17 protein-coding genes are annotated in these 25521 nt (G+C 43.4%); 10 read left to right on the forward strand and 7 right to left on the reverse strand.

What is annotated here, in order from left to right:
* Positions 1-83 precede the first annotated feature (83 nt).
* Together AC4PG5_RS03430 and AC4PG5_RS03435 are read left to right on the forward strand one after the other, a co-directional pair.
* Positions 84-1250: an HU domain-containing protein gene (locus tag AC4PG5_RS03430; RefSeq protein WP_492030061.1), complete on the forward strand. Its 1167-nt coding sequence runs from the start codon at positions 84-86 to the stop codon at positions 1248-1250.
* Between the two features lie 196 nt (positions 1251-1446).
* Entirely contained in the window at positions 1447-1974 is a 528-nt protein-coding gene (locus AC4PG5_RS03435) for an FHA domain-containing protein (protein ID WP_492030062.1), read from the forward strand.
* A gap of 324 nt (positions 1975-2298) precedes the next feature.
* On the opposite strand, the gene AC4PG5_RS03440 is transcribed toward AC4PG5_RS03435, so the two are convergent.
* A complete protein-coding gene (locus AC4PG5_RS03440) occupies positions 2299-2862 on the reverse strand; it encodes an RNA polymerase sigma-70 factor (RefSeq protein WP_492030063.1) in 564 nt (187 codons plus the stop codon).
* 365 nt (positions 2863-3227) lie between these two features.
* Between AC4PG5_RS03440 and AC4PG5_RS03445 the strand changes: the two genes are divergently transcribed.
* The 7 genes from AC4PG5_RS03445 to AC4PG5_RS03475 all read left to right on the forward strand — a co-directional run bounded on the left by AC4PG5_RS03445 (position 3228) and on the right by AC4PG5_RS03475 (position 15208).
* On the forward strand, positions 3228-4151 hold the full coding sequence (locus tag AC4PG5_RS03445) for a FecR family protein (RefSeq protein ID WP_492030064.1): 924 nt from the start codon (positions 3228-3230) through the stop codon (positions 4149-4151).
* A gap of 281 nt (positions 4152-4432) precedes the next feature.
* The gene (locus tag AC4PG5_RS03450; RefSeq protein WP_492030065.1) at positions 4433-7705 is read left to right on the forward strand and encodes a TonB-dependent receptor; all 3273 of its coding nucleotides are present in this window, start codon (positions 4433-4435) and stop codon (positions 7703-7705) included.
* A gap of 17 nt (positions 7706-7722) precedes the next feature.
* The gene (locus AC4PG5_RS03455) at positions 7723-9354 is read left to right on the forward strand and encodes a RagB/SusD family nutrient uptake outer membrane protein (protein ID WP_492030066.1); all 1632 of its coding nucleotides are present in this window, start codon (positions 7723-7725) and stop codon (positions 9352-9354) included.
* Positions 9355-9381: 27 nt separating this feature from the next.
* Entirely contained in the window at positions 9382-10386 is a 1005-nt protein-coding gene (locus AC4PG5_RS03460; RefSeq protein WP_492030067.1) for a glycoside hydrolase family 18, read from the forward strand.
* An 18-nt stretch (positions 10387-10404) separates the two neighbouring features.
* Entirely contained in the window at positions 10405-11403 is a 999-nt protein-coding gene (locus AC4PG5_RS03465; RefSeq protein WP_492030068.1) for a BT_3987 domain-containing protein, read from the forward strand.
* 8 nt (positions 11404-11411) lie between these two features.
* Positions 11412-12569, forward strand: a complete 1158-nt coding sequence (locus AC4PG5_RS03470; RefSeq protein WP_492030069.1) for a DUF1735 and LamG domain-containing protein — start codon at positions 11412-11414, stop codon at positions 12567-12569.
* 203 nt (positions 12570-12772) lie between these two features.
* Positions 12773-15208, forward strand: coding sequence for a glycoside hydrolase family 3 N-terminal domain-containing protein (locus tag AC4PG5_RS03475; protein ID WP_492030070.1), 2436 nt, complete (start codon positions 12773-12775; stop codon positions 15206-15208).
* Positions 15209-15450: 242 nt separating this feature from the next.
* Here the strand turns inward: AC4PG5_RS03475 and AC4PG5_RS03480 are convergent, their stop codons facing one another.
* The 5 genes from AC4PG5_RS03480 to AC4PG5_RS03500 all read right to left on the reverse strand — a co-directional run bounded on the left by AC4PG5_RS03480 (position 15451) and on the right by AC4PG5_RS03500 (position 22076).
* Positions 15451-16185 carry a carboxypeptidase-like regulatory domain-containing protein gene (locus AC4PG5_RS03480; protein ID WP_492030071.1) on the reverse strand — a complete coding sequence of 245 codons (735 nt, stop codon included), beginning with the start codon at positions 16183-16185 and terminating at the stop codon, positions 15451-15453.
* Between the two features lie 392 nt (positions 16186-16577).
* A complete protein-coding gene (locus AC4PG5_RS03485; RefSeq protein WP_492030072.1) occupies positions 16578-16760 on the reverse strand; it encodes a hypothetical protein in 183 nt (60 codons plus the stop codon).
* A gap of 65 nt (positions 16761-16825) precedes the next feature.
* Positions 16826-18283 (reverse strand): DUF4153 domain-containing protein, encoded by a 1458-nt coding sequence (locus AC4PG5_RS03490; protein WP_492030073.1) that lies wholly within the window; start codon positions 18281-18283, stop codon positions 16826-16828.
* Positions 18284-18438: 155 nt separating this feature from the next.
* Positions 18439-19929, reverse strand: coding sequence for a S41 family peptidase (locus AC4PG5_RS03495; RefSeq protein ID WP_492030074.1), 1491 nt, complete (start codon positions 19927-19929; stop codon positions 18439-18441).
* A gap of 170 nt (positions 19930-20099) precedes the next feature.
* Positions 20100-22076 carry a sensor histidine kinase gene (locus tag AC4PG5_RS03500; protein WP_492030075.1) on the reverse strand — a complete coding sequence of 659 codons (1977 nt, stop codon included), beginning with the start codon at positions 22074-22076 and terminating at the stop codon, positions 20100-20102.
* A gap of 187 nt (positions 22077-22263) precedes the next feature.
* Here AC4PG5_RS03500 and AC4PG5_RS03505 point away from each other — a divergent pair, with 187 nt between their 5' ends.
* Complete coding sequence (locus AC4PG5_RS03505) at positions 22264-22821, forward strand: PLAT/LH2 domain-containing protein (protein WP_492030076.1); 558 nt, start codon at positions 22264-22266, stop codon at positions 22819-22821.
* 147 nt (positions 22822-22968) lie between these two features.
* Here AC4PG5_RS03505 and AC4PG5_RS03510 read toward each other — a convergent pair whose 3' ends face one another.
* On the reverse strand, positions 22969-25404 hold the full coding sequence (locus AC4PG5_RS03510; RefSeq protein WP_492030077.1) for an outer membrane beta-barrel family protein: 2436 nt from the start codon (positions 25402-25404) through the stop codon (positions 22969-22971).
* Between the last annotated feature and the right edge of the window lie 117 nt (positions 25405-25521).

The following is a 25521-nucleotide window of genomic DNA, read 5'->3' on the forward strand; positions in this document are numbered from 1 at the left end:
AAATGCTGTATAAAAGTACGCAAAAATAGTGATTTTTTCTAAGTTTGTTGGGATATGTTCGTTTAATCTTTTATTTTTGCATCATGAATCAATTGGCACAACACATAGAGGCTTTATTATTGGAAAACGACTGCGTCATTTTGCCGGGGTTTGGAGGCTTTGTGACTCATTACACGCCTTCCGTGCGAATGGATGAAGAACATCGTTTTTTGGCCCCTTCGCGTAAGATTGGGTTTAATGCTCAGTTGAAGTTGAATGATGGTGTATTGGTTCAATCGTATATGTCGGTTTACGACACAAATTTTTCGGATGCCGGTCGACGGGTCGAACAGGAGATTGCACACTTGGTGGAGTCTTTGCATGAGAATGGCAAGGTCGATCTGGAGAACATCGGTGAACTTCACTATACCATTAATGGGACTTACGAATTCGTACCTTACGATTACAAGTATGTCACTCCCGATTTATACGGACTCGACTCTTTCGAGATGAGCAGCCTGCTTTCTTTGCAGGAGGCTAAAGAGCGGAGTCTGCATGTTCAGGAGAAATCGCCGTTGATGAAAACAGAGACCGAATCGTCAAAGAAGCGGTCGAAAAATGCGATTGAGTTTAGGATCAGTACCGCCCTTCTGCGAAATGCAGTGGCCATGGTAGCAGCCATTTTCTTGTTTTTCTTTTTCTCCACTCCGATAGAGAATACCACCGTTAGCCAAGCCGAGTATGCTCGCTTGATTCCGACGGAGTTGTTGGAAGTCTTCGATGGAGGAAATCGGGGAACGATTCAGTCAACTCAGAAGGTTGCCGCTCAACAAAAGGCTCATCCGGTCGCAAAAACCGATTCTCAGAAGTTAACGTCGAAAGATGTGAAGACCTCTCACCCTATAAAGGTCAAAGAGATTAAGGTCTCGGCTTCTGAAACACCGAAAACGTCGTCTACATCGGAAATCGTTTCTAAGTCGTCTACAACTTCAGCAACACCTTCTTCGGGACGTCAAGCGGAAGTGGCAACCGGAAATGCGACTACAGGAAATCCTTACCATATCATTGTGGCATCGAGCATCAAACAAGGTGCTGCTCAAGCTTTGCTCGATCAGTTAAAGAAAGATGGATATACTCATGCGCAGGTATTAAAGGGTGGTGTGATACGAGTGAGTATCTCGTCCTATTCTACTTATCAGGAAGCCAATAAGCAACTGAACCAATTGAATAAAAATGAGGCGTATAAAACAGCTTGGATCTTACGCCAATAAAAACCGATCGGACAACGGTCGAACAGAGCTTTGAAGAGCAGAACTTTGATCTCTATCGTGATCAGACGATGATAAGACTATGGTCGTTGATCGTGATTGATTGTAAAAGAAGAGTCGCAAAAGACTGTTGGCCAAACTCTGAAAATTAAAAATTCCATAACGAAAATGTCGTCCAAGCGAATAACTAAAAAGATATATGAAAAGAATTCTTTGCCCCAAATGTGAAAATTACCTCTATTTTGATGAAACGAAATATACCGAAGGACAGTCTTTAGTGTTTGTTTGTGAGAACTGTGGAAAGCAGTTTAGCATTCGTCTAGGCAAGAGCAAGGTGAAAGCGATGCGGAAAGAGGAAGATCTTGAACAGGAAGCTGAAGCACTTAAAGAGGAGTATGGCTATATTGCGGTCATCGAGAATGTGTTTGGCTACAAACAGGTTTTACCATTGCAGGAGGGTGATAATGTGATCGGACGGAGATGCGTTGGTACTACGATCAATACGGCCATAGAGTCGGGTGATATGAGCATGGACAGACGCCATTGCATCATTAACGTGAAACGCAATAAGCAAGGAAAGCTGATCTATACGCTTCGCGATGCTCCAAGTTTGACGGGAACGTTCTTAAAGAACACGATCTTGCGTGATAAAGATCAGATCAGATTGGAGGATGAAGCGATTGTAACCATCGGAGCAACGACCTTTATTCTGCACATGGCGAAATAAAGCGGTACGATTGTTCGGGTTCTCTGATCGCTAGAGAAAGATATAAATAGCACACTGTGGTATGACTCATACGGCAGTGTGCTATTTTCATGTGACAATGTCCTATTTTCGCGTGACAATGCCTTATGTTATTACGGCAATGCCTTATGTTATTACGGCAATGCCGTGTTTTTTTGCGACAATGTCGTATTATTCTTTGTATATCTTCTTAATCGTCCTTGTCTGCAGTGTTATATGCAGTCTTATATGCAGTCTTGCCTGCGGTGCTATATGCCGTGTTATACGTAGTGTTATATGTAGTGTTATATGCCGTCTTGTCCCTAATTAAACCGACTTTGAAGCAATCATGATCAAGAAGATCGGTAGGAAGTCCTTCAATTCCTGACGAAGGAAATCCATGGTTTTTTGTTTGTAGCGGTTCACCGACTTGACGCTAAGCTCCATCTCTTCGGCAATCTCAGCGTGTGTCATTCCATCAAAGAAGCTTTTCACAAAGACCTTACGGTGATTCTCCGGAAGCTTGTTCAGTGCATCATAAAGCATGTGGTAAAGTTCGTCGAGGGTATAGACGCTATCGGGTTCTTCTTCGTAGATTGGAGCTTGTACCTGGACGGCCTCGGCATAGTTCCATTCATATTCCCGATGCTTCAGATAGTTCAGACAATTGTTCCTAACACACATTTTGAGGTAGGCTAGGGTCGTTCCCGAGTCAAAGTTGATCGCCTCTTGCTTATCCCATAGCGTTGCAAAGACGTCGGAGACAAGATCTTCCCGTATGGGACGGTCGTCGATGTATCTTTTCGCATAGAGGCAAAAGGGAGCGTAATACGTTTCGTAAAGTTCCTTAAAAGCTTTTTTGCGACTGGTCTCCGGAAAAGATAGTTTCATGGCATCGAGATTTGTTCGGGCGCAAAAATAGAATAAAAATGGTAATACTTCCTAATAATTGGCAGTTATCCCACTATTTTTATGTTTTATTTTCCTTAAAGTACACTCATCTTTTCAAGTTTTTTTAAAGATTTATTTTTTATACTTCTTTTCTTTATACAATAAGGAAAGAAGCCTTGAAAGACTGTAATCATGGTTTAATCAGCGTATAAAGCCTCTCTATAAAACATGATCCTTATTGTTGAAAATACAATTAGAACTTTTTTTTTGTCCGAAGATTAAAAAAGGTTGTCCCTTTTTCCCGATTCGATTGTATTATTAATGTTATTGGAACAAAATCTTGTACGCTTTATACTATTTAAGATATGGAAAACCATACTTCCGACTTTCTATGGCGAAAAGCCCAATCTCTGATGGAAGATATCAAAGAGGTCGAATCGATCGATCTTGAGAAAGGCTATCGCAAAACACATTCTATCATCGTCGATCGGCGTAAGGAACGGATGAAACGCAACTTAATGCGTACGGCAGCGATTCTGACTTTGCCTCTGTTCCTGTTGTCGGGACTCCTGACTTATCTTTTGTTGTCTCCTTCGGAAGAGGTGGTTCGCTATGCAGAGGTTACCGCCGCTCAAGGAACCGTTGTTCGGTATGAGCTGCCCGATCATTCGACGGTATGGCTGAATGCCGGAAGCTCTTTGCGTTACCCGACCACCTTCAAAGGAGATGATCGTCAGGTGGAACTGATTGGTGAAGCCTATTTCCATGTGAAAGCCGACACCAAGCGTCCGTTTTATGTGAATACACACGATGGATTGAGCGTTTACGTCTATGGTACCCAGTTCAATGTGAGTGCTTATCCCGAAGACGATTACATCGAAACGGTATTGGAAGAGGGGAAGGTCAACGTCCTTTCGTCCGATCGTTCACATCCGGTGGTGTTGAAGCCCGGAGAGGAATTCTACTACAACAAGAGCAGTCGTCAGGGAACGAAAAATATAGTCGATGTTTATGAGAAGACGGCTTGGAAAGAGGGTAAACTAATCTTTAGGAATGCACCGCTTGATGAGGTCTTAAAGCGTCTGGAACGTCATTTCAATGTCGATATTGTCTTCAATAACCGTTCCGGAAAGGTTTACAACTATCGGGCCACCTTCCGTAATGAGACGTTACCGCAAATCCTCGATTATCTGAGTGAATCGGCAGCATTCAAATGGCAGATGGAGCCTTCCGTACGACAGTCGGACGACAGCTTTACCAAGAAGAAAATTCGTGTCGATTTATATTGATCAAACCAACTATTAAACCAATTAATGTACCACTTATTAAAAAAGGAAACAGCCTATGACATAGTGTGATAAAAGAAAAAAAAGAAGAAAACCGTTGCAGCGGCTTTCTTCTATGTAACCAAGACAAACCGGTACAGAGTCTTGCAAATTCCAACCGGATGTCAAAATCTAGTTTATTATCGTAATAACAAACTTTAGTTAACCGCAAAGTTATGAAAAAAAAATGTGCATTTATTGCATTTAAACAAAATTGTGCTTTAAATCTAAAACTACCTTTAGTTATGAGGATTAGTCTAGTCTTGCTTTTTTCCGTGATCCTGCAACTCTCTGCAAGAGACGGATATGCTCAACGCACACGCAGGTCGATTTCAATGTCGAATGCGACTATTGAGCAAGTGCTTAACCAAATTGAGAAGAGCTCGGATTATGTATTTCTATACAACGACAAAACGATTCAGGCCGACAAGATCGTATCGCTGCATAGTCGCTCTACAAGCATTAAAGAGATGCTTGATCACGTTTTCGAAGGAACAAATATAACGTATACCATTGTAGATAAACAGATCATCTTATCGACTCAGAAGGCTCCTGCTGCGCCACAACAAGCTTACCTACAAATCAAAGGGGTAGTGAAAGACAATCATGGTGAACCGATTATCGGGGCCAATGTGAAGGTGAAAGGTACGACGGTGGGTAGCATAACCGACTTGGATGGTAACTTCACTCTTTCGGTTCCTAAGGGAGCTCTCTTAGAGGTTTCTTATATTGGCTACACTTCGAAAGAAGTGAAGGTGGTCGACACAAAGAGCCTGGAGGTGATCTTGGAGGAGGATACCAAGGTGCTGAACGAGGTGGTCGTGACGGCTTTGGGTATTAAGAAGGAATCAAAAGCCTTGACCTATAATGTACAGGAGTTGAAGGCAGCCGATCTTGTGACGGTGAAGGACGCCAACTTCATGAACTCATTGGCCGGAAAGGTGGCCGGGGTAACGATCAACACCAGTTCTACCGGTGTGGGTGGTAGCGCCCGCGTAGTGATGCGTGGTACCAAATCGATCTCGGGCAATAATAATGCGTTGTACGTTGTCGATGGTATTCCATTGGCTTCCTTGCAAACCACACAACCGGGGGATATGTATACCGGTATGGGACAGTCGGGTGATGGAACTTCGATGATTAACCCGGAGGACATCGAGAGCATGTCGGTCTTGAGTGGTGCGGCCGCAGCGGCGCTTTATGGTAGTGATGCAGCCAATGGAGTCATCATGATCAATACGAAGAAAGGAAAGGCCGGTAAGCTATCGGTTAGCGTTTCGAACAGTACGACATTCAGCTCGCCATTCATCTTACCGGAATTTCAAAACACCTACGGATCGAACCTTGGTGAATACTCGAGCTGGGGAGCCAAACTCGATCAGCCAAGCAATTATGATCCGGCTGACTTCTTCCAAACCGGTTATAATGTGACGAATAATGTGAGCTTGTCTACCGGATCGGAACAGAATCAAACGTATTTCTCTGCCGGATCGGTCTCTGCCAGAGGCATCATCCACAACAACGATCTCGATCGGTATAATATCTCATTTCGCAATTCAACATCGTTGTTGAACAATAAGCTACATCTCGATCTGGGCTTTATGTATATGAACGTGAAAGAACAGAACATGTTGGCTCAGGGACAGTACTTCAATCCGTTGGTGCCGGTTTATTTATTCCCTAGAGGGGACGATTTCAGCAAATATGAAACGTTCGAACGGTATAACCCGACTCGTAACTTCAAGACTCAATATTGGTCGTATGGCGATCAAGGTATGCAGATGCAAAACCCGTATTGGGTGACTGAACGTAATAAGTTCAATAATGACAAGAACCGTTTCTTGATCAATGCGGGATTGAAATATGATATTACAGACTGGATGAATATCTCGACTCGTGTGAAATATGACGGCAATTTCGAATTACGTTCACAGAAGTTCAGTGCATCGACTCTGGGACTGTTTGCCGGTCCGCAAGGTGAGTATCGTCGGGATAACCTGAAAGCGGTACAGATGTATGGTGACGCCATGTTGAGTATCAATAAGTATATTGGTGATTTCTCTATCACTTCTACCATCGGAGCAAGCATACGTGACGTTCAGTACGATCTTTCTCAAATAGGCGGATCACTACAGAGCGTGCCTAACTTGTTTACGTTTGGTAACTTAGGCAATTTGCGTACGCTGCAACAAGAGGGATATCACGATCAAACCCAATCGCTCTTTGCAACGGCTCAAGTGGGGTATAAGAGTATGATCTATCTTGATCTAACCGGACGTGCCGATTGGGCTAGTCAGCTGGCCGGTTCTAAGGTAAAGGTTATTCCTTATCCTTCGGTCGGATTGTCGACCATCTGGACGGAGATCTTTCCGATCCGGTCGAATGTGCTTTCATTCTTGAAAACGCGTCTTTCATATAGCGAAGTCGGTAATGCTCCGATTCGTTTCATCTGTAACCCGGGATACGACTTGAAAGGTGGCTATCCACAGACAACGACTTATTTGGCCGATGATGATATTCGTCCGGAGTTGACGAAGTCGTATGAAGCCGGTTTGAGTGCTAAACTCTTCAACAATAAGCTGAACGTTGAGCTCTCGGTTTACAAATCGTCGACTTACAATCAGTTGTTTAACCCCTCGCTATCGTCTAGTACCGGTTATACGAGCTATTATGTCAATGCCGGACGCGTTGATAACAAAGGATTGGAGTTGACCTTGGGATTGAATCAAAATCTTGGTCCTGTGAAATGGAACTCTAACCTGACTTATTCGATCAATAGAAACAAGATTGTACAGTTATTGCCCGAAACGATGACTCCGTTGGGGACGACTGTTTCGATGTCTGAGATGTACGTAGCCGGAACAGATGGTTATCGGATGATCTTGAAAGAAGGCGGCTCGATGGGTGATATTTATGTCAATACTTTGAAAACCGACGAGCATGGGTATTACATTGTCGATATTGTGTCGCAAAAGGTAACGGCCGATCCGAACCATTTTGTGAAAGCCGGAAATTCAAGTCCGAACTATACGCTCGGCTGGAGAAACAACTTTGAGTTCAAGGGACTGAATGTCGGCTTCTTGATCAACGGTCGTTTTGGTGGTGTCGGCGTTTCGGCCACTCAAGCTAAGATGGATGCCTATGGCGTATCTAAGGCTTCGGCAGATGCTCGCGATAACGGAGGGGCTTTGGTGAACGGTGAGCGTATTCCTGCAAAAGATTTCTATACGACTACCGGAGGCGGTATCTCGGGTATCGGATCGATGTATGTGTATGATGCCACAAACATTCGCTTGGCCGAAGTTTCCTTGTCGTACAACCTTCCAATTCAGAAATGGTGTCCGTTTATCAAAAACGCGGAGGTTTCACTCATCGGACGTAACTTGCTGATGTTCTATTCTAAAGCTCCTTATGATCCGGAAGCTACAGCTAGTACGGGTACTTACTTCCAAGGGATCGACTACTTTATGCAACCGAGCTTAAAGAACCTTGGATTCTCTGTTAAATTGAACTTCTAAATCTAATACACATGATAATGAATAAACTACATAAAACAGCTTTTAAAGGGCTTTCAGGATTCGGAGTGGCAGCATTGATCATGCTCTCACAGACGAGTTGTACGGATCGTTTTTTAGATTACAATACGAACGAGCATCAGGCGTCTGATGAGATGATGCAATGGGACAATCTTTCTACCGGATCGTACTTCGTACAGATGCAGAAGAATGTCTTTGTCATCGAGCAATTACCTTCTATCGGAGCGGATGCATATCAAACCATTCAGAACTTGGCAGGCGATGTCTACTCGGGATATATGGGAGCATGCGGCACTTGGAATGGTGGCAATAACAGTACAACTTACAATTTGAGTTTGGACTGGAATAGCACAGCTTTCGAACGCGCATTTGTCGGGGTGATGCCGGCGTGGAAGGCCATCTCAAAACAGGCGAAAGAGAATCAACAACCACAAGTCGAAGCTTTAGCTACCATCGTAAAGGTGGAAGCGATGCACCGTACTACCGATTTGTATGGTCCGCTTCCTTATCTGACATTTGGTAATGGCAACGTGAAGAATAACTATGACGGTCAGAAGGAGATCTACGATGCGTTCTTCGAAGAGTTGAATCAAGCCATCGAGGTACTGACCGATTTCAATCAGAAAGATCCTGCAGCTAAGGTTTTAGAGAACTACGATTTTATCTTTGCCGGGAATGTGGCGAACTGGATCAAATTTGCCAATACGCTTAAACTTCGCTTGGCGATGCGTATCGTCTATGCCGATCCGGCTAAGGCTCAAGCTATGGCTGAAGAGGCTGTCAACCATTCGGTTGGAGTCATCACAGCGGCTTCTGAGACCGTGAAACTGAATCATACGGAGAAGCTGACCTATCGTCACCCGTTGTATGTGATTGGTCAGGGAGAGTTTAACGATGTACGCATGGGCGCTACCATCGATTCATATATGAACGGGTATAGCGATCCGCGATTGGGCTCTTATTTCAAACTGTCGACCGGCGGAAAATATACCGGTATTCGTAATGGTATCAACATCATTCGTGAGAAGTATGCCGAGAAAGCACCATTTTCTGATTTGAATATCAATGCTTCTAGCGATTTGGTCTGGATGAATCCGGCCGAGAGTTATTTCCTACGAGCTGAAGGAGCCTTACGCGGTTGGAACATGGGGGCTACGGCACAGGCGCTTTATGAGCAGGGCGTGAGAATTTCCTTTGCTTTCTCAGGAGCGAGTGGGGTAGATGCTTATTTACAAAACGATACAGCTGTTCCGATGGCTTATACCGATCCGTCGACTTCAGGTAATAGCATTGCTGCCGGTGATCCGTTATTGGGCACGATAACCATCAAATGGGCCGATGCGGATAACTTCGAGCGTAAGCTTGAACGCATCATCACTCAGAAGTGGTTGGCTATTTTCCCGGATGGTCAGGAGGCTTGGTCGGAGTTTCGTCGTACAGGTTATCCTAAGGTGTTCCCGGTGAAAGTAAACAATAGTGGTGGTAAGATCAATACTCAACGACAGATCCGTCGCATGCAGTTCCCAAATACAGAATATCGCGACAATCGTGAGGCTGTAGAACAAGCAACCACGCTACTCGGTGGTGAGGATAACGGTGGAACGCCATTATGGTGGGATAAAAAGAATTAACCTTGATCTATTAAACGATTTATTGATATGAAACTAATAAACAAAATAACAATATTCTTTTCTGTAATCGGGTTATCATGGGGAATGGCTTCTTGTGATACAGAGGTTGAGAATCTACCGGTACAGAAACCATATACTTATAGTGATCGATATTACGAGAACTTACGTGATTATAAGAAGTCGGATCATGCCGTCTCGTTCATGTGGTTTGCCGATTATTCAGCGACGCATAGCATGGGACTTCATTTTCTGGGCTTGCCCGATAGCTTGGATATCTGTAGCTTATGGGGTGGCATTCCGTCGAATGTGAAAGATAAACCCAACACGTTCTATAATCCCAAGGTACACGAAGAGATGCGCTTTTGCCAGCAGGTCAAAGGTATGAGGCTGACGTATGTGACTATTCCCAATACCAATGGCGATTGGGCTAAAGAGTTCATGGCATTGCCCGAAGAAGAGCGTATTCCTGCGTTAGGTGATCATTTTCTGAAGATTATTTACGATAACGATCTGAATGGTATTGACTTAGACTATGAGATTGACGGTTGTTGGTTACATGGCGATCCATTTGTTCGTCTCATCGAATATCTTGGACAACAAATCGGGCCAAAGGGTAAAGACAGCTCTAAACTTCTGATTGTCGATGGTTGGCCCATCAATGGGGGATACGAGTATTTGAGTTATTTCGTGTCTCAGGCTTATGCCAGTTCGGGAGCAAGTGATTTACAAAACCGATTCAATCAAGTCTATTCGCATGGTTTAAATCCCGAACGTTTCATTGTGACGGAGAATATCGGGGACTATTATGCTACCGGAGGTACAGCTTTCACCGAAGCCGATGGAAATACTCTCAGTGGCTGGGGCTTGGGTGATCAACGGTTGTATTCCTTAGAAGGGATGGCTCGTTGGAATCCGACTCAAGGGCGTAAAGGAGGCTTTGGTGCATTCTACGGTCAGCGCGATTATGGAAATGATCCTCCGTATAAATGGTTCCGTTATGGCATTCAATGTGCGAATCCTTCAGTTAAGTAATCTATTAAATCAGATGTCATGAATAAAAATATCTTTGCTAAATATCTTCCGGTCATCTTGTTCTCTTTATCGGCAGGCTTAAGCTCTTGCGATGAGAAACATTATGATTTCGATGGAGGTCCGGGAACCATCTATGTCAGTACCCCGACCTCAACTCAAGTGAACAGTACGCCCAACACTTTTGTCGGTCATGTTTTGAAAACGCCTGTAGGGGTCGTTGGACAGGTCAAGGCTGAATTTCCGATTCGGTCGACGGTTTCGGTTAAAGAGAACACCACCGTTAGTATTGGAGTCGATAATGGATTAGTCGATGCATACAATCAGAAATACGGTACCACTTACTCTACTTTACCGGCCGATATGGTCGAGGTGAGTAATCAAAATCTGGTGATTGCAACCGGCCAATACCTCTCGGCGGATTCTGTGAAACTCAATATTAACACCGAAAAGGTGGCGACTCTCGAATCGAAGATCTATCTAGTGCCGGTGAAGATCACTGAAGTTAAAGGTTCGCTTCAAATCAGTGAGAATTACCATACGGTGTATCTGTTAGTGAACATTGCTGAGGATACCGATAACATCTGGGATGTGACTCCGGAAGAGAAGGGTAACTTGTTGGGTACCGAACGACAAGCTTGGACGGTGACCACCGCCAATTCCTCGTTCGGTGGTTCTGTCGGTGTTTTGTTCGATGGGAACTCCAATAACTATCTCAATTATCGCATTCAGAGTTACGATGAGAATACCGGTTTTACGGTCGATATGCAACAAAGCTATCAGACGCTAAGCGGACTGAAAATTGAGTATTATTCTTCGTCTTATGGAATTAGAGAAGCCGAAATCTACACCAGTGAAGATGGCAATGAATGGAACCTGCAAGGTCATGTGAATAATACAAACGGAACTTGGGATCTTGCTTTCTACAGTCCGGTATCGGCACGTTATCTTAAGTTTGTGGTTCGTCAGGTTGCCTCTTACGGCGTGTATTTTAGAGAATTTAATGTGTATACAAAATAAAAAGACAGATGAAAAAACTATTGATATATTTTTCTTTTCTTGGAGCACTCCTCTCAGGATGTCAAGAAGCTGCTCAGCATAAAGATGTTCTACTATTTACGGGAACCGAATCTTCACCAGCCGTTAAGTTTGTGGTGGAAGAGCCAAGAAGTATGGGGGTTACTGTAAGTGCAACCGATAAAGTCAAAAGAGACACGAAGGTTAGCCTAGCTGTGGCAAAGGATCTGTTAGAAGCATACAACCGGAAGACCGGACGTCAATATGTGTTGCCTCCCGACGGAACGTATGAGTTGGAAAGCAAAGAGACCGTGATTAAATCGGGACAGACCGTCTCTGAAGCTGTTCGATTTAACTTGAAATCGTTCGACGGTTTTGAAGAGGGTAAGATCTATTGTGTGCCGCTCTCTATTCTTTCTACCGATGGCGATATGCCGGTATTAGAAGCCTCACGTACGATGTTTGTCGTGATCAATCGCACCATTGTGAGCCGTGCCGTCGATTTGAAAGGACAGTATGCCTTCAACGTGCCGTTGTTTAAGACCGATCCCCGTGTGTCGGCAATAGGAGCCGTTACGATGGAGATCCGTGTACGTGCCAATAGCTTCCCTTCGGCCAATGCGAATCCGGGAATCTCTTCACTGATGGGTATTGAAGAAAACTTCTTATTCCGTTTCGGAGACATCAGCATTGAGAAGAATCAACTTCAGTTGGCACCGGCGATGATTGGTGGCAAGAAATATTTCACCACCGGAAATACTCGCTATCAGCCCAACCATTGGCATCAAGTTGTTTGTGTATACGATGGTGCATCGGTTGCCATCTACGTCGACGGAAACCTAGATGTGAAGTTCGGTGCAGGTCCCGGAACCATCAACTTTAATGTTGACTATTTCGATGGCTTCTGGTTTGGACAGTCCTGCGGAGGTCGTCGTCTGAATGGAGCAATCAGTGAGGCGCGTTTCTGGACGAGAGCGTTGACCATGCAAGAGATTCAAGACAACGCTTGTTATGTCGATCCGAAAACTCCGGGCTTACTAGCTTACTGGCGTTTTAATGCGGTACAAGAAGATGGAAAAACAGTCCGTGATGAAACAGGTAATGGTTTCGATGCAATCGCAACCACAACCAATATTCAGTGGATTGATAACGTAAAATGTCCTTTCTGATTTTGAGGGCATCTTAATAAAAGTAAAGTTAACAGCTGAACTGTGCAGCTATCGGTTAGTTGCACAGTTCTTTTCTTTATACACAGAAGATTAAAAACCAATGATTGACAAGGTCCTTTTGAACTTTAAAATTTGAACTTCTAAATTTGAACCCCTGAATCCGGAAAGTTCACCAGAACCTAATGATGCATTTACTTATACTTATGAAAAGATCAATTTCTTTCTCTTTCTTAATTCCCTTCACGCCCTCTTTCTCGATTTGTCTGGGTTTGCTCTTGACTTGTGGCGTCTTTACCGTCCAAGCGACTAATCGTCCGAAATACCGGAATCCGGCTTTGTCGGTCGAGCAGCGAACGAACGACCTTCTACGACGTATGACCCTTGAAGAGAAAGTCGGTCAATTGCTTTGTTTCTTAGGGTGGGACATGTATCAAACCGATCGGCAGTCGGTTGGCGTTTCCGATAAGTTTCGTGACATGATCGAGCGCTATCACGCCGGCATGCTCTGGGCAACCTTTCGTGCCGATCCATGGACGCGGAAAACATTAGAGAATGGTCTGACGCCCTCGAAAGCAGCCGAAGCAGCCAATGCTCTGCAACGCTTTGCCATCGAACATTCCCGTCTGGGTATCCCGGTTTTTCTGGCTGAAGAAGCGGCTCACGGCCATATGGCTATTGGTACGACCATCTTCCCAACTAGCTTGGGACAGGCAGCTACTTTCAACACCGAACTGATTAAAGAGATGGGACAGGTCATCGGAAAAGAGTTGCGTGCTCAAGGAGCGCATATTGCTTACGGGCCAATCCTCGATCTATCCAGAGACCCACGTTGGTCGCGTGTCGAGGAGACCTATGGTGAAGATCCCGAGCTCGTCTCTGCCATGGGCGAAGCCTTAGTCAGAGGATTGGGTGGGGGAGATCTGACCTCTCCACATGGGGTGATCTCGACCTTAAAGCATTTTGTGGCCTATGGCTCTCCTGAGGGGGGACAGAATGGCAACCCGTCGGTTGTCGGGACTCGCGACTTGCACGAGAATTTCCTTTATCCGTTTAAGACCGCGATCGACGCCGGTGCTTTGTCGGTCATGACCTCCTATAACTCCATCGATGGAATCCCATCGACCATGAATAAGCATCTGCTGACCGATGTTCTGCGTCGCGCATGGCACTTTAAAGGCTATGTCGTGTCCGACTTATACAGCATAGAAGGTATCCGGTCGAGTCATTACATTGCCGAGAGCGATCAGGATGCTGCGATCAAAGCGATAGAAGCCGGCACCAATGTTGATTTGGGAGGTGAAGCTTTTGCGCGTCTGGTCGATGCTGTTCGTTGTAAGAAGCTCGACGAGAAAGTTGTGGATCGCGCCGTTCGTTACGTTCTCGAACTTAAGTTTCGTATGGGACTGTTCGACTCTCCTTACGTTGATTCGGAGACTGCTCGGAATGACGTTGCACAGCCTGCACACCTTGATTTGGCACGACGCATCGCCCAACAGTCGGTCGTCTTGCTCGAGAACAACCATCAAATTCTACCGTTAAGGCGCACCCATCTTCGTGTAGCCGTTGTCGGTCCGAATGCCGATAATCAGTACAATCAACTCGGTGATTATACCGCTCCGCAACCCGAAGCCGCCATCACCACAGTCCTCGAAGGCATTGCTCAGAAGGTTGGGAGCGACCATGTGATTTATGCCAAAGGCTGTGCCATCAGAGATACGGCGAACAGTGCGATTCCCGAAGCGGTTAAAGCCGTTCTTCAAGCCGATGTAGCTGTGGTGGTAGTCGGTGGTTCGAGTGCCCGCGATTTCAAAACCACCTATAAAGAAACCGGAGCGGCAGAAGTGGCAACCACATCCGTTAGCGACATGGAATGTGGTGAAGGATACGACCGTGCCAGCCTCGATCTACTGGGGCGACAGATGGAACTTCTTGCTGCTATTAAGCATACCGGTAAGCCGATGATTGTGGTCTACCTTCAAGGACGTCCGCTCAATATGAATTGGGCTTCAGAACATGCCGATGCCCTGCTGACCGCTTGGTATCCGGGTCAGGAAGGTGGCACGGCCATTGCCGATGTCCTCTTTGGCGATTATAACCCAAGCGGACGTTTACCGATTTCCGTTCCACGACAAGTGGGACAAATACCTTGCTACTATAATCGTAAGCACCCTAAGTCCCACAACTATGTCGAGATCGCTTCCGATCCGCTTTATTCGTTTGGATATGGAAAGAGCTACACCACCTTTGCTTACGACGATCTACAGATCGACTCCATCGGTGAATGCCGCTACGCCGTTCGTTTTAAGCTCACCAATATCGGAGCATACGACGGAACAGAGATTCCTCAGCTCTATCTTCGGGATGAGTATGCTTCTACCGTTCGTCCGCAAAAACAGTTGAAAGCTTTCCGCCCGATCTTTCTCAGACGTGGCGAAAGTCGATCGGTTGTCATGACCTTATCCAAAGAAGCATTCAGTCTGATAGATCCCGATTTGAAGCGCGTTGTAGAGCCCGGCGATTTTAAAATCATGATCGGCCCTTCTTCAGCACAGGTCGCTCTAGAAAAGACATTACGGATTCATCGAGGCTATGTCTGCACCGATGAACCCGTAACAAGATCCTTTAAACTAAAAAAATAAGATTCTTTTTTCGATAACTGGTTAGTTGGATTGGTCCCTTCTCTAAACTCTTTTATGGGTTTTGAGGAGGGAACTTTCTTTCTCCAAGGTCTCTTCTTCAAAAACAGTCCTTAAAGAACACTTCCTAAAGAACATTCCCAAAATGACGTTTTCAAAATGACGTTTTCTCAAGAATCTTTTCTGTAAAAAGCCTTGAAAGGAAAATCTTTAAATGGAGTCCCTCTAACGTCCTAAGTAACCCTTTAAGGCACGATAAATGAGACCGCCTCTACCGTCTGGGCATTGAGGTTTGGGAAGATCATCTTGTCTTCTTTTACATCGTGATACTTATTGCTAAAGAAAGAATCGCCGTATGCCCTAGCAAATACCGTTTCGCCTTTCTTGAAGCCCATCGCATACAGATCGCTTGCTTTCACTGTCCATTCAAACGGATTGATCTGCGCTGTTTGAGTCTCAGAATAAGCCCTATAATTCTGGTGGCTCACGTCCTTATTCGTTGAGTAGAAGAAACGAAGGTATCGTCTATTACCGCCATACGCCTCCGGATCTGTCTCAGCTAGAATCTTCACCTGATCCACCTCAGCGATCGACGAAAGCTTAGTGATTCCGGTCGTACTCTTAGCCCCTAACGACGGTAATCCGCTGACAAAGGTTAGTAGCTCACCACGAACATGCTCAACGCTCTCTTTGATAAAAGTACCGTATCCACTTTTTTCAAAACGCAAACGATAAGTTCCCGGTGGGACATGCGTCAATCTAAAGCGTCCGCTCAATTCGGTTTGTGTAGAGATCTCCGGTGAAGTCCCTTCCACGGTCACTTTCATGCCACCGGCTTCAACACTATGTGTTAAGTCGTCGTATAAATGCACTGTTCCCGCAATATCTCCATACTCTTCAGGTATATCCTCGTGACGTTCTCCACTACTACAAGCCGTCATCACAACGGTCATCAACAATAACTTAAAAAAAACTTTCATACACTATTTTTTGTTTCGGGGCGCAAAAGTAAAGAATTATTCGCAACTACCAAGCACACCTTATCGATCAAGATCTTATAAATAATGAACGTTAACAGAATCACGTCATTTTTTAACGTCATCCGATTGGGGCCAGACCGATAAGTCACAAAGAAACTCGACCGACCCACCAGACCTGAGAATAAAAACGTTATAGCTTAGAACACCCCATAAAAAAAGGCCATCTCTTGGCTCCATGTTGAGCTTAGAGATGGCCCTGTTTATCGACTATGCAGCCTTCTGCTTTTAGCGGCTGCCGACTAGACGTTCTTCAATGTCATTTTGATCTCTCTTTGTCGCCCCCTTTTAGGTTCAGTGGCTTCCATTCATCAAGACCAGATCAAACGTGACCGCTATTTACGATGACCGGGTGCAAATTTCTTTGCCGATTTCTCACCGTACACCTTTTTAGCTTGTCCCGGAGGCATGGTCTTTTCGGTTTTGCCCTTCTGCTTTCTTTTCATGTGATGTCGTGGGGTATAACAAGCCGATAAGCCGAAACACAACAACATTAACAAAATAACTTTATTTCTCATGAGTGTTTATTTTTAGTGGTGACCCTCGATTGCCCTATTTTCTGTTTCTTTATGGCGCAACGAGTTTATTTTTTTAAATAAAATGCCGAATTGATATAGTTGATATGATATACAGAATCCTGTTTGAGTCCCATGCTTTCGAAAACGAGCAATGCCGAATCCAATTCAACTTGCATCATTGGGGAGTAATCGCGTTTCATGTCGATCGTATCCGAGAACGTCAGTCCCACTTTTCTCATCTGCTGTTCGGCTAGTGATCGAACATCAGCTTGATAGATAAGTTTGCTTTGTCTATCGTATACCAATAATGAATCGTTTCTCAAATCAAACCTCATCATACCTTTAACCTCATGCCCAAAAACAGGTTCAACCGATTTAAACCCTTCGGTCAAGACCGGTTCCTGCAATTCGAAATCATGATACTTAGTGACCACTTCCTTCTTTTGATCCGTTCCCCGTTTTGCTTGTGAGATCCGTTCAATATCCGCTGCCGAGAATCCCGGGATATAAGTCACCGCTCCAAACAACGGAATAGCCATGAGCAGGACGTAGAGGTAACGTCCCGTCTTTCGAGTGAAGAATAGAAATGCACTTAACGTCAGCACTACGGCTGTCACGACCAGATAGACCCGTTCGACTGTAAAGCCATACTCGTTGATCCGGTACAGTGTGCCGACCCATAGCATAGCCAAGGGTGGGAGAGCAATCCAAGAGGCCCGGTTATAAAACCAAGCATAAGCCCGTTGCCCCATCATCGGGCGACACCCTTTCAGCATAAACAAGGCGATAGAGAAACAGATTGTAATCATCGCCAAATGTCCCTTAGGTAATACACCGGTCAGCGTAATTTTAGCAACATAGACATACAAGATGGCACAATAGATCAGTAATGCCGGCGACAAGACATAATTCAGCAATGCTCTCGTCACCTTATCGGGAATGAAGTTCTCGGTCTTCTCACGATGGAACATCATGAACAATAACGGAAGCTCGACCATAAACACCAATGGGATGATATAAGCCAAGAATCGTGTCATCTGAGTTTGCCAAATCTCGAAAATGCTTTGTATCGAGAAGAAGATGGAGATCAGCAGTAGTTGAGTGATTAAGCTCAAGGCCCCGGCAAATACGAGCGAACGCAAAAAGCGCAGCACCGTGTTGACGAAACGATCATTATCCGCCTGCCACTTGCTGATGAAGTAGAGGGCAAAGAAGACTCCAAAGTTGACCATGTAGAACGAAAACTCCCGAGGCTCTTCCGTCCAAGCAAACGGGATGATTAATAACCATGAAGCATAATAAAACCATCTCAGCGGCTTCTTATCCAACGAGCATTGGTTGAGGGTATAAGAAAAGATAAAGAGTATCGGGAAATAGTAAGGCAAGCTCTGCCAGCCGGTGATCACCTTTTCAAAGACCAGATATTGAATGATGCAACTTGCTAAAGCAATCAAAATTTCCACGGGATTCGATCGGATAGCCTCTTGAGCCTGTTGTCGAATTTCAGTCAGGTACTTTCTCATATTTTTTTGTTTTAGACATTTGTTTTAGACATCTGATATCAAAAATAGAAAAAATAATCATAAAACAATTCGCTCCTGCTATAAATGATTATAACAAGAGCGAATAAAATATAGAGAGTAAGAGAACAGAGCGAGTTTAGTGGTTGCTATTGTTCTTATTTTTTGCGATCCAACCGGTCGTCGATACGCAAACCAAACAACGGGTTATTAGAAACCATTTTAGTATCATATTTAGGCAAAGTAACAACGCTACGTGTGCGTGTCAATCCCGGTTTACCGGCTCTCGCCAATGCTACGTTCAACATTGGTTCTTGTTCATCACCCAACTGATGTCCTTCTGTTGGATCATCTGAAGCTTTCACTGTTGGCTCTAACCCATAAGGCATACAAGGATTATTGCCATTCTTATCCGCATAACGATTGATCATCACATAAATGCCCCAGTTTTTTATTTCCCGTGGAGTATAATCGACTCCATTATCTGATTTATAAATATGCGAAGGAGACAAAACAGCCCCAGTGCAATATTTCCCATGCGTGTTCTCACTTCCAATCAACTCAACATCCATAAAGGGCATTAGGCCGATCAGCAAAGATTCCGATGCAGAAGCTGAATATCTACTAATTATACCATAAATCTTCGTTAAGCCAATATTTGCACCTTCTGTACTTACTGTTTTCACGACTCCATTCTCATCTTCAATCTCAAAACTCGTCGAGAAATAAGTATTTGTGCTCTGTCCATGTTGCTTGAAGTAGTCCGTATATTTCTTATTCCATATTTCTGTTTGATAAAGGCCTTTGGCGTTAACTTCACTTTCCGGTGCAAACATCGAAGCTAGAATATTCTCTGTTGTAACCGACCCGCCACCATTGTAACGTAAGTCGAGAATTAGCTCCTTTACCCCCTGAGCCTTAAAGCCCTTACAGATATCAATCAATTTAGGTACAGAAATCATGTTAAAGCTGCTATAAGCCAAATAGCCGACTTTCTTCCCATTACAGTCAAATACTTTAGAGACAAGAATAGGATCTTCGTACATTTTAGTAGCCGTAATTTGTACTTTATTTCCCAACTCAATACCATTTCCCGTCGATATTCCCATCCCTAATATTATAGAAGAACTATTAAGTGCTTTCATATAGTTCTTTTCAGTAATCTCTGCATTATCTAATGTCACGATTATATCTCCTCGTTTCAATCCTGCTCTTTGAGCTGGTGAATTCTGATAAACATGGCTAATAATGAAAAAGTATGTTTCAGTATTTGAAAACTTGCCCAACAATAAATTATAGCCAAAAGTTGTTTCTACTCCGATAACGCTATTCATAAAACTTGTATAGTCATTGGTTAGCATTGTCCATTTATCAACCTCTTTCCAACTTGTGTGATAACGTATTTCTTTTACAATAGAAATAGGATCAAATTTGCCGGACAATTTGTTTAAGTCAGCGCTTATTTCATCACTCCATAGATAGATGTCCGACAAGACATCACGTGCAAATTGGTTAGCATACATGATTTCTGTATTACCTTCCGGTTCCGGTGGATCAATGGGAATTTCATTGTCGCCGTCATTAGTTGAACAACTTGACAAAGCACCAATCAAACATAATGCGGATAAAAACACATAAATTGATTTCATAAAAAAATATTTAAAGGTTTTATAAACACAAAGTAAATAAAACAAAAAATATAATCAAATAAAATCGTCAATAAAAAATAAACTATTTTCCAGATAGATAAAAAAGCATTTAAGTTGGGTTATTTCAAATAGCTATTATTTCAAATAGCATTATTTTAAATTGGTCTATTTTAGGCTTGGATCTTGATCGGCAAGTCGAACCAGAACATCGTACCTTCCCCCAATTCCGATTTGACCCCGATGGTACCACCCATTTTCTGAACCAATTCTTTGCAAATGGCCAGTCCAAGACCCGCTCCCTGAGTATATTCGTCTACCTTGAAGAAACGGTTGAATACCTGACTTAGCTTCTCTTTGGCTATTCCGCATCCGGTATCCGCTACATAAAAGCGCACCATGGACTGATTTCCAATCGTCCGATAGCCATAAGTGATTGTTCCCCCCTCCAGCGTAAACTTCATGGCATTCGACAGGAAATTATGAATAACCTGCAATAATTTTCCACGATCGACCGACAAGAGAATGTCAGGGGAGTTTGACTCAAAAACAATATTGAGTGGTTTTGAAAGTTTTACAGAAAACATCTCTTTCACCTCGTTCATGATTGGCATCAGGCGAACCTCCTCAATATTCAAGTGGTTGTTCTCGCTTTCCATCACAGAAAGATCGAGCACATCATTGATCAACTGCAGCAGTAGACTATTATTCGTTTTAACAATATGCCGATATTCATCCATATCCTCTTCGGGACAGTCGCCCGAAGCGATGATATCCGAGAAGCCTACAATCGCATTCAACGGCGTTCTGATCTCGTGACTGATATTCGCCAAGAAAGCCGACTTCAAACGATTAGCCTCTTCCGCCTTCTCTTTAGCCAATTGGAGCTCCTGCATAATCTGACTCATGCGTTCAATCTCGCCCTTCTGCATGATTCTGATCTTCCGAAGCATTAGGATACGTCCAAAGCTATATCCCAGAAGCAAGATCACGATAAAACCTGCACTCAAGATCAATCCCTTATGCTCCTTCCAAAGCGAATAAGGCTGATTGTAGAAGAGGGGAGTCATCTGTAGATTCTTCAAGTCGAGCTTCCGTCGATCGACCTCCGCATAGTTTAAGATAGGCTGTGCGGGAATGCTCACCACTTGCGATTTATAGTGACGGTTGAATAGATTGTCCTTACAAACCTTTCCGATGGTCTCTACAATATCGGTCCACAGTGGAAAGTAACCTCCCAGTAAACCGGCTTGCGGTATTAAACCGGCCTGATCCAGCAGTCCATCGTAAAGCGTGAACACTGGACTTGGGGAGAGCTGACTGATTAAGCTCGGTAACTTTAAATAATATTTCCGATCCTTATTGGTATCCCGATATATGCTCCATGAGGCGAATATCACAGCCGAGTTCGGTCGGTTATCACTGATCGAGTCGATTAATTGAGTTGTCGTAAGCTCACGACTTGACCAAATCTTCAATTTAATCTCCGGGAAATATTTCGTTAAGTAAGATTGCATCTTTTGTGTATATTCCATGTTATCCCATAGATGATCACACACATAGAGAACCTCCTTCAAGTTGGGCACGATCTGCTTCATCATCACCAGCGAATAGTAGTAATAAGGCGAAGCATAGATGATCGTCATATTTTTGCGATTCTCGAACTTAGAAAGGTGAGTCCAATCCCTAGGACTTCCGGGAGTCTGCTTGAAATACTCTTCAGGCGTACCGATGTACTGACCTTCAGCAAAAAGAATCGTTTTAGTCTCAGGATACAGTGCGAACAAATCCGCATTCAGCAGTTGAAAAGAAGAATTAAAGAGATATAATACCAGATCGACCTTAACCGATTTCAGTCGACTCAAAGCTTGTTCTTTCACTTTGTTAAACTCTTTGAAGGAATTCAGTGCCCTGACATTTAGGTTGATACTGTTAAACTCAACGTCGACCATAGCAGACCCTATTCGATCCTTAAGCTCTTCTACAACCGCTTTATAATGAATATTTTCCTTAGAAAATGAATTAACAATGAGGATTGAATATTTCTTTTTGGGGATGGCGAAAATAGCCCCCTCGATGAGAAAGAGGAAGCCGATTACAAGAATAATTTTAGAGAACACGAAAGCATTTTTTTCAAGTATAAGCTTCATTCTTTTTAAGTTTTCGATTTGAGAAAAAACACACCTAAATGTTTGTTAAAGTAGACACAAATATAAAAGATATTCAACATACAAAAATTGGAAAAAATAATAAATAACTGTAAAAAAAAGCAATTAGAGTGCGTACTTTCCTTGATGAAATTGAGATCTCGCTAGACGCTGCTAACACTAAAAGGCGTTGAAGGTTGGGGCAGTTACGTTGGAATTTCCACCTTCAACACCCCAAAAATCACCATTAGTCGGAATATGGGAACTACTTGATGAATCTGACGAAAGTCGTATTACACAATTAAAGAAGGCTGCAGAGCAATATGTCATTAATAGGCAAGAAAATTTAACCAGAGGTGAAGTCGATTATTTAGTTCAAATAAATACCGGGAATAAGGCTTTTGCGGGCACTGACCGGTTTATTAAAATACTATTCAAAGGGATACTCAAAGGGGAAAAAGTACAGTCAGAATTTCTTGATTTTAATACCGAAGGCTTTTTCGAAAGAGGCTCATCGAAAAACTTTATTAAAACAAGAATTCCTGATCTTGGAGAAATCTATGAAATTATTGTTAGAAATGAAAATTATGATAAAAAAACAAAAGGACCCGGATGGTTTCTCTCTAGCGTTAAAATTATTCCGGAAGGAAAAAGCATAATGGCACACACACACTACTATATCTATCAATTTATATACGATGCATGGATCGAAAGCAACAAAGATGTTAATATTCATGTTTCTATTTAGTCGCCCCTTGAAAAGTTATTTATATGCGACACAATTTATTGGACCCTGCCTTAAAAGATTGTTCGTCAATTCCTCAGGCCTTATTACGCGTCTTCGATACATCTTGTTAGGTCTATTCGATACTTCGCTACGGCGTCAACTCAGCAACTATAACCCAAAACGCGAAGTATCAATCTTAGACGATTTCTTTTCTTTATATCCCCCAATGTTATATCTCACCGTCAGAACGATTTGTCTCGAATCGGTATGAATGGTTTGGTTGTAATTTTGGCTCTGTATCTTTGTGGTTGTTCTCCCTTTTCGTCCATTCAAGAGATCGTCACTCGTCAAACTCACGTTTAACCGTTTATTCGCTTCCCATACCATGCCCAACGAAAGGTTATACATTGGTTTGATATCATAGATCCCTTGTATCGCAGGTGTGGCATAAAACCCATTTAGCTGAACTGACAAATCCTTCTTTGCAGTCAGATAGAGATTATTGTTCATCGAAATCCGGCCAAATATCTTTTTTCTATCGAATGCCACCTCTTCCAATGCCCCTTTATCGTGAATCAAGAACCCCGACACCATCAACTTAGAATCGAGCCGTTGCCCCACCTTAAAGGGTAGAACCACCAAGCTTCCCACAATATTGTGCTTATCGAGATTAATGATTTTATAAGTTGCATGTAAGCTCTCCGGCGATTGATAAAGAGATTGCTGAATATAATCGGAAGAGAGATTACCGAACAATTGGAAAATATACCGCCCCTTTAAGATAAAACTCAATCTTCCCGAATAAATCTTTGCCGGCTTAATCTTCGGGTTGCCTTCGCTAGCCACATAATCATTCAGATAAGTGATATTAGGCGTCGTTTGCCAATACGACGGATATTTCCTCTCACTCAATAGAGAGAATTGCAGGGTTTTCATCGGAGCAATCTTGTAAACCAAGGTGAGAGTAGGGTATACCTCCCAATTTTTCCATAACGTCTGTTCGACAGTACCCGCTTTGATCTTTGCCCTATAATATTCCAACGATAAATTCGCATTAACCGAAACCTTCTTTCCCAAGTTTTGAGACCACCCGACAAAGCCGTCGACCGCATATTCAGAATGCTTTTGTGAGAAGCCTCCTTCAAGACTCTCGTCAGCCCATGTCGATTGATCATTATTCGACCGGTTTATCCTAGCATTCACCCCATAAGAGAAGACTTGTTTTCCCCTTAGGCTGTGTTGGTTGCTCATGTAAACATACCCTTGATGAACCAATTGTTTAGAGTTCGAAGTGATCTGACCGGAGGCGACTTCGGATAAGAGAATTCCCGACGAAGTTGGCTCTAAAGTATTCACCAAAAACTGATCCTTCTTGTTATTATAAAAAGAATAATTAGCACCAAGGTGAAGATTACGATGCGTATAATCGAGCGAGATATGATGCAGATCAGAAGGCCCTTCACTCTTATTCGCAGAGCTAATCTTTCGATCTTCATCAATCACGATCAATCCGGATCGTCTGGCATCAGAGCGGTTGATCGTTCCGTTGTAGGAAAGGCTCAACACATCCTTATTCTTGAAATCATAGTCGTAAGATACTCCAACGTGATGAGCTTTATAAATTCCCTTTGTTGCATTCTCAAAAGAAACCCGATGTTGATCATCGCCCAATTGATGAAACGATTCCATCTGCTCACTCGGATGTTCATGGTCATACCGAAACGAATATAAGACATTCAATGACGAATGTGCATTGGCCAATGAATAAGAGACGCTTGCCGAAGGAGAGAAATAGTACGATTGATTTCCTTCCAGCGTGATTTGTGCCTTTTGCTTCTTAACAGGACTGCGGTCGTTAGCGATAACCAAGTTGATCGAAGAGCCATTGACTCCATATTGCGGTGGCGTCACGTATAAGAGTTCCACCTGCTTGACTCGTTCCGGTGGAATATTTTTCAAGTAGTCAATCAATTGATCGGCTGTCATCGAGCTTACCCGATTATTAATGATGATCGTGGTGAAGTTTGCCCCGATAATCTGAATTTTATTCCCCATCTTCTCCACACCCGGTATCTCTCCTAAAATGTCGAAAGCATTATTGATCGGTCGATGTTTGATCAGTGTGGCGACCTCAAAAGCCAACGCTCCTTCGCGAATCCTCACAATCGGTTTGTTAGCTGTCACCGTGACCTCTTCGAGAGTCTGCGTGTTCTCTCTTAGAACATAATTGACGTGTCCCACCACATCGCTATATATCGCGTCGTAATAACCCATGCATGAGACCTTGAGATAGTTCTTTTTCGGGACGATATTTTTAAACACAAACTCACCATTCTGATTGGTAATCGTTCCGGTAACAAAGGTGGAGTCGACCGACCGGTACAACAAAACATTGGCCAACTCAATCGATTCTCCGCGACTGTTTGTTAGCTTACCGGCTATTTGTTGTGCGTAAATTTGCACGTTGGAAAATAGTGCAATGATCAACATCATCGCGAAGCTCATAATGGGCGTAATAATAAGATGAGTCCTAAAATGAGTTTTAAATCCAGCCCTGAGTTCAATCCAAGATTTCGATTGCTTCGTCTGTTTCATTTTTTTCATTTAATTATCCATGATTTTTAAACGTTTAGAACCTGTCTATTTCAGAGTTATTAACCCCTTCTCCTTTATACTTAATGCATTAAAGATAATTTTTGTGATAGGCCCTTCGGACGTTTC

The organism is Bacteroides sp. QWL-09, assembly GCF_058683585.1.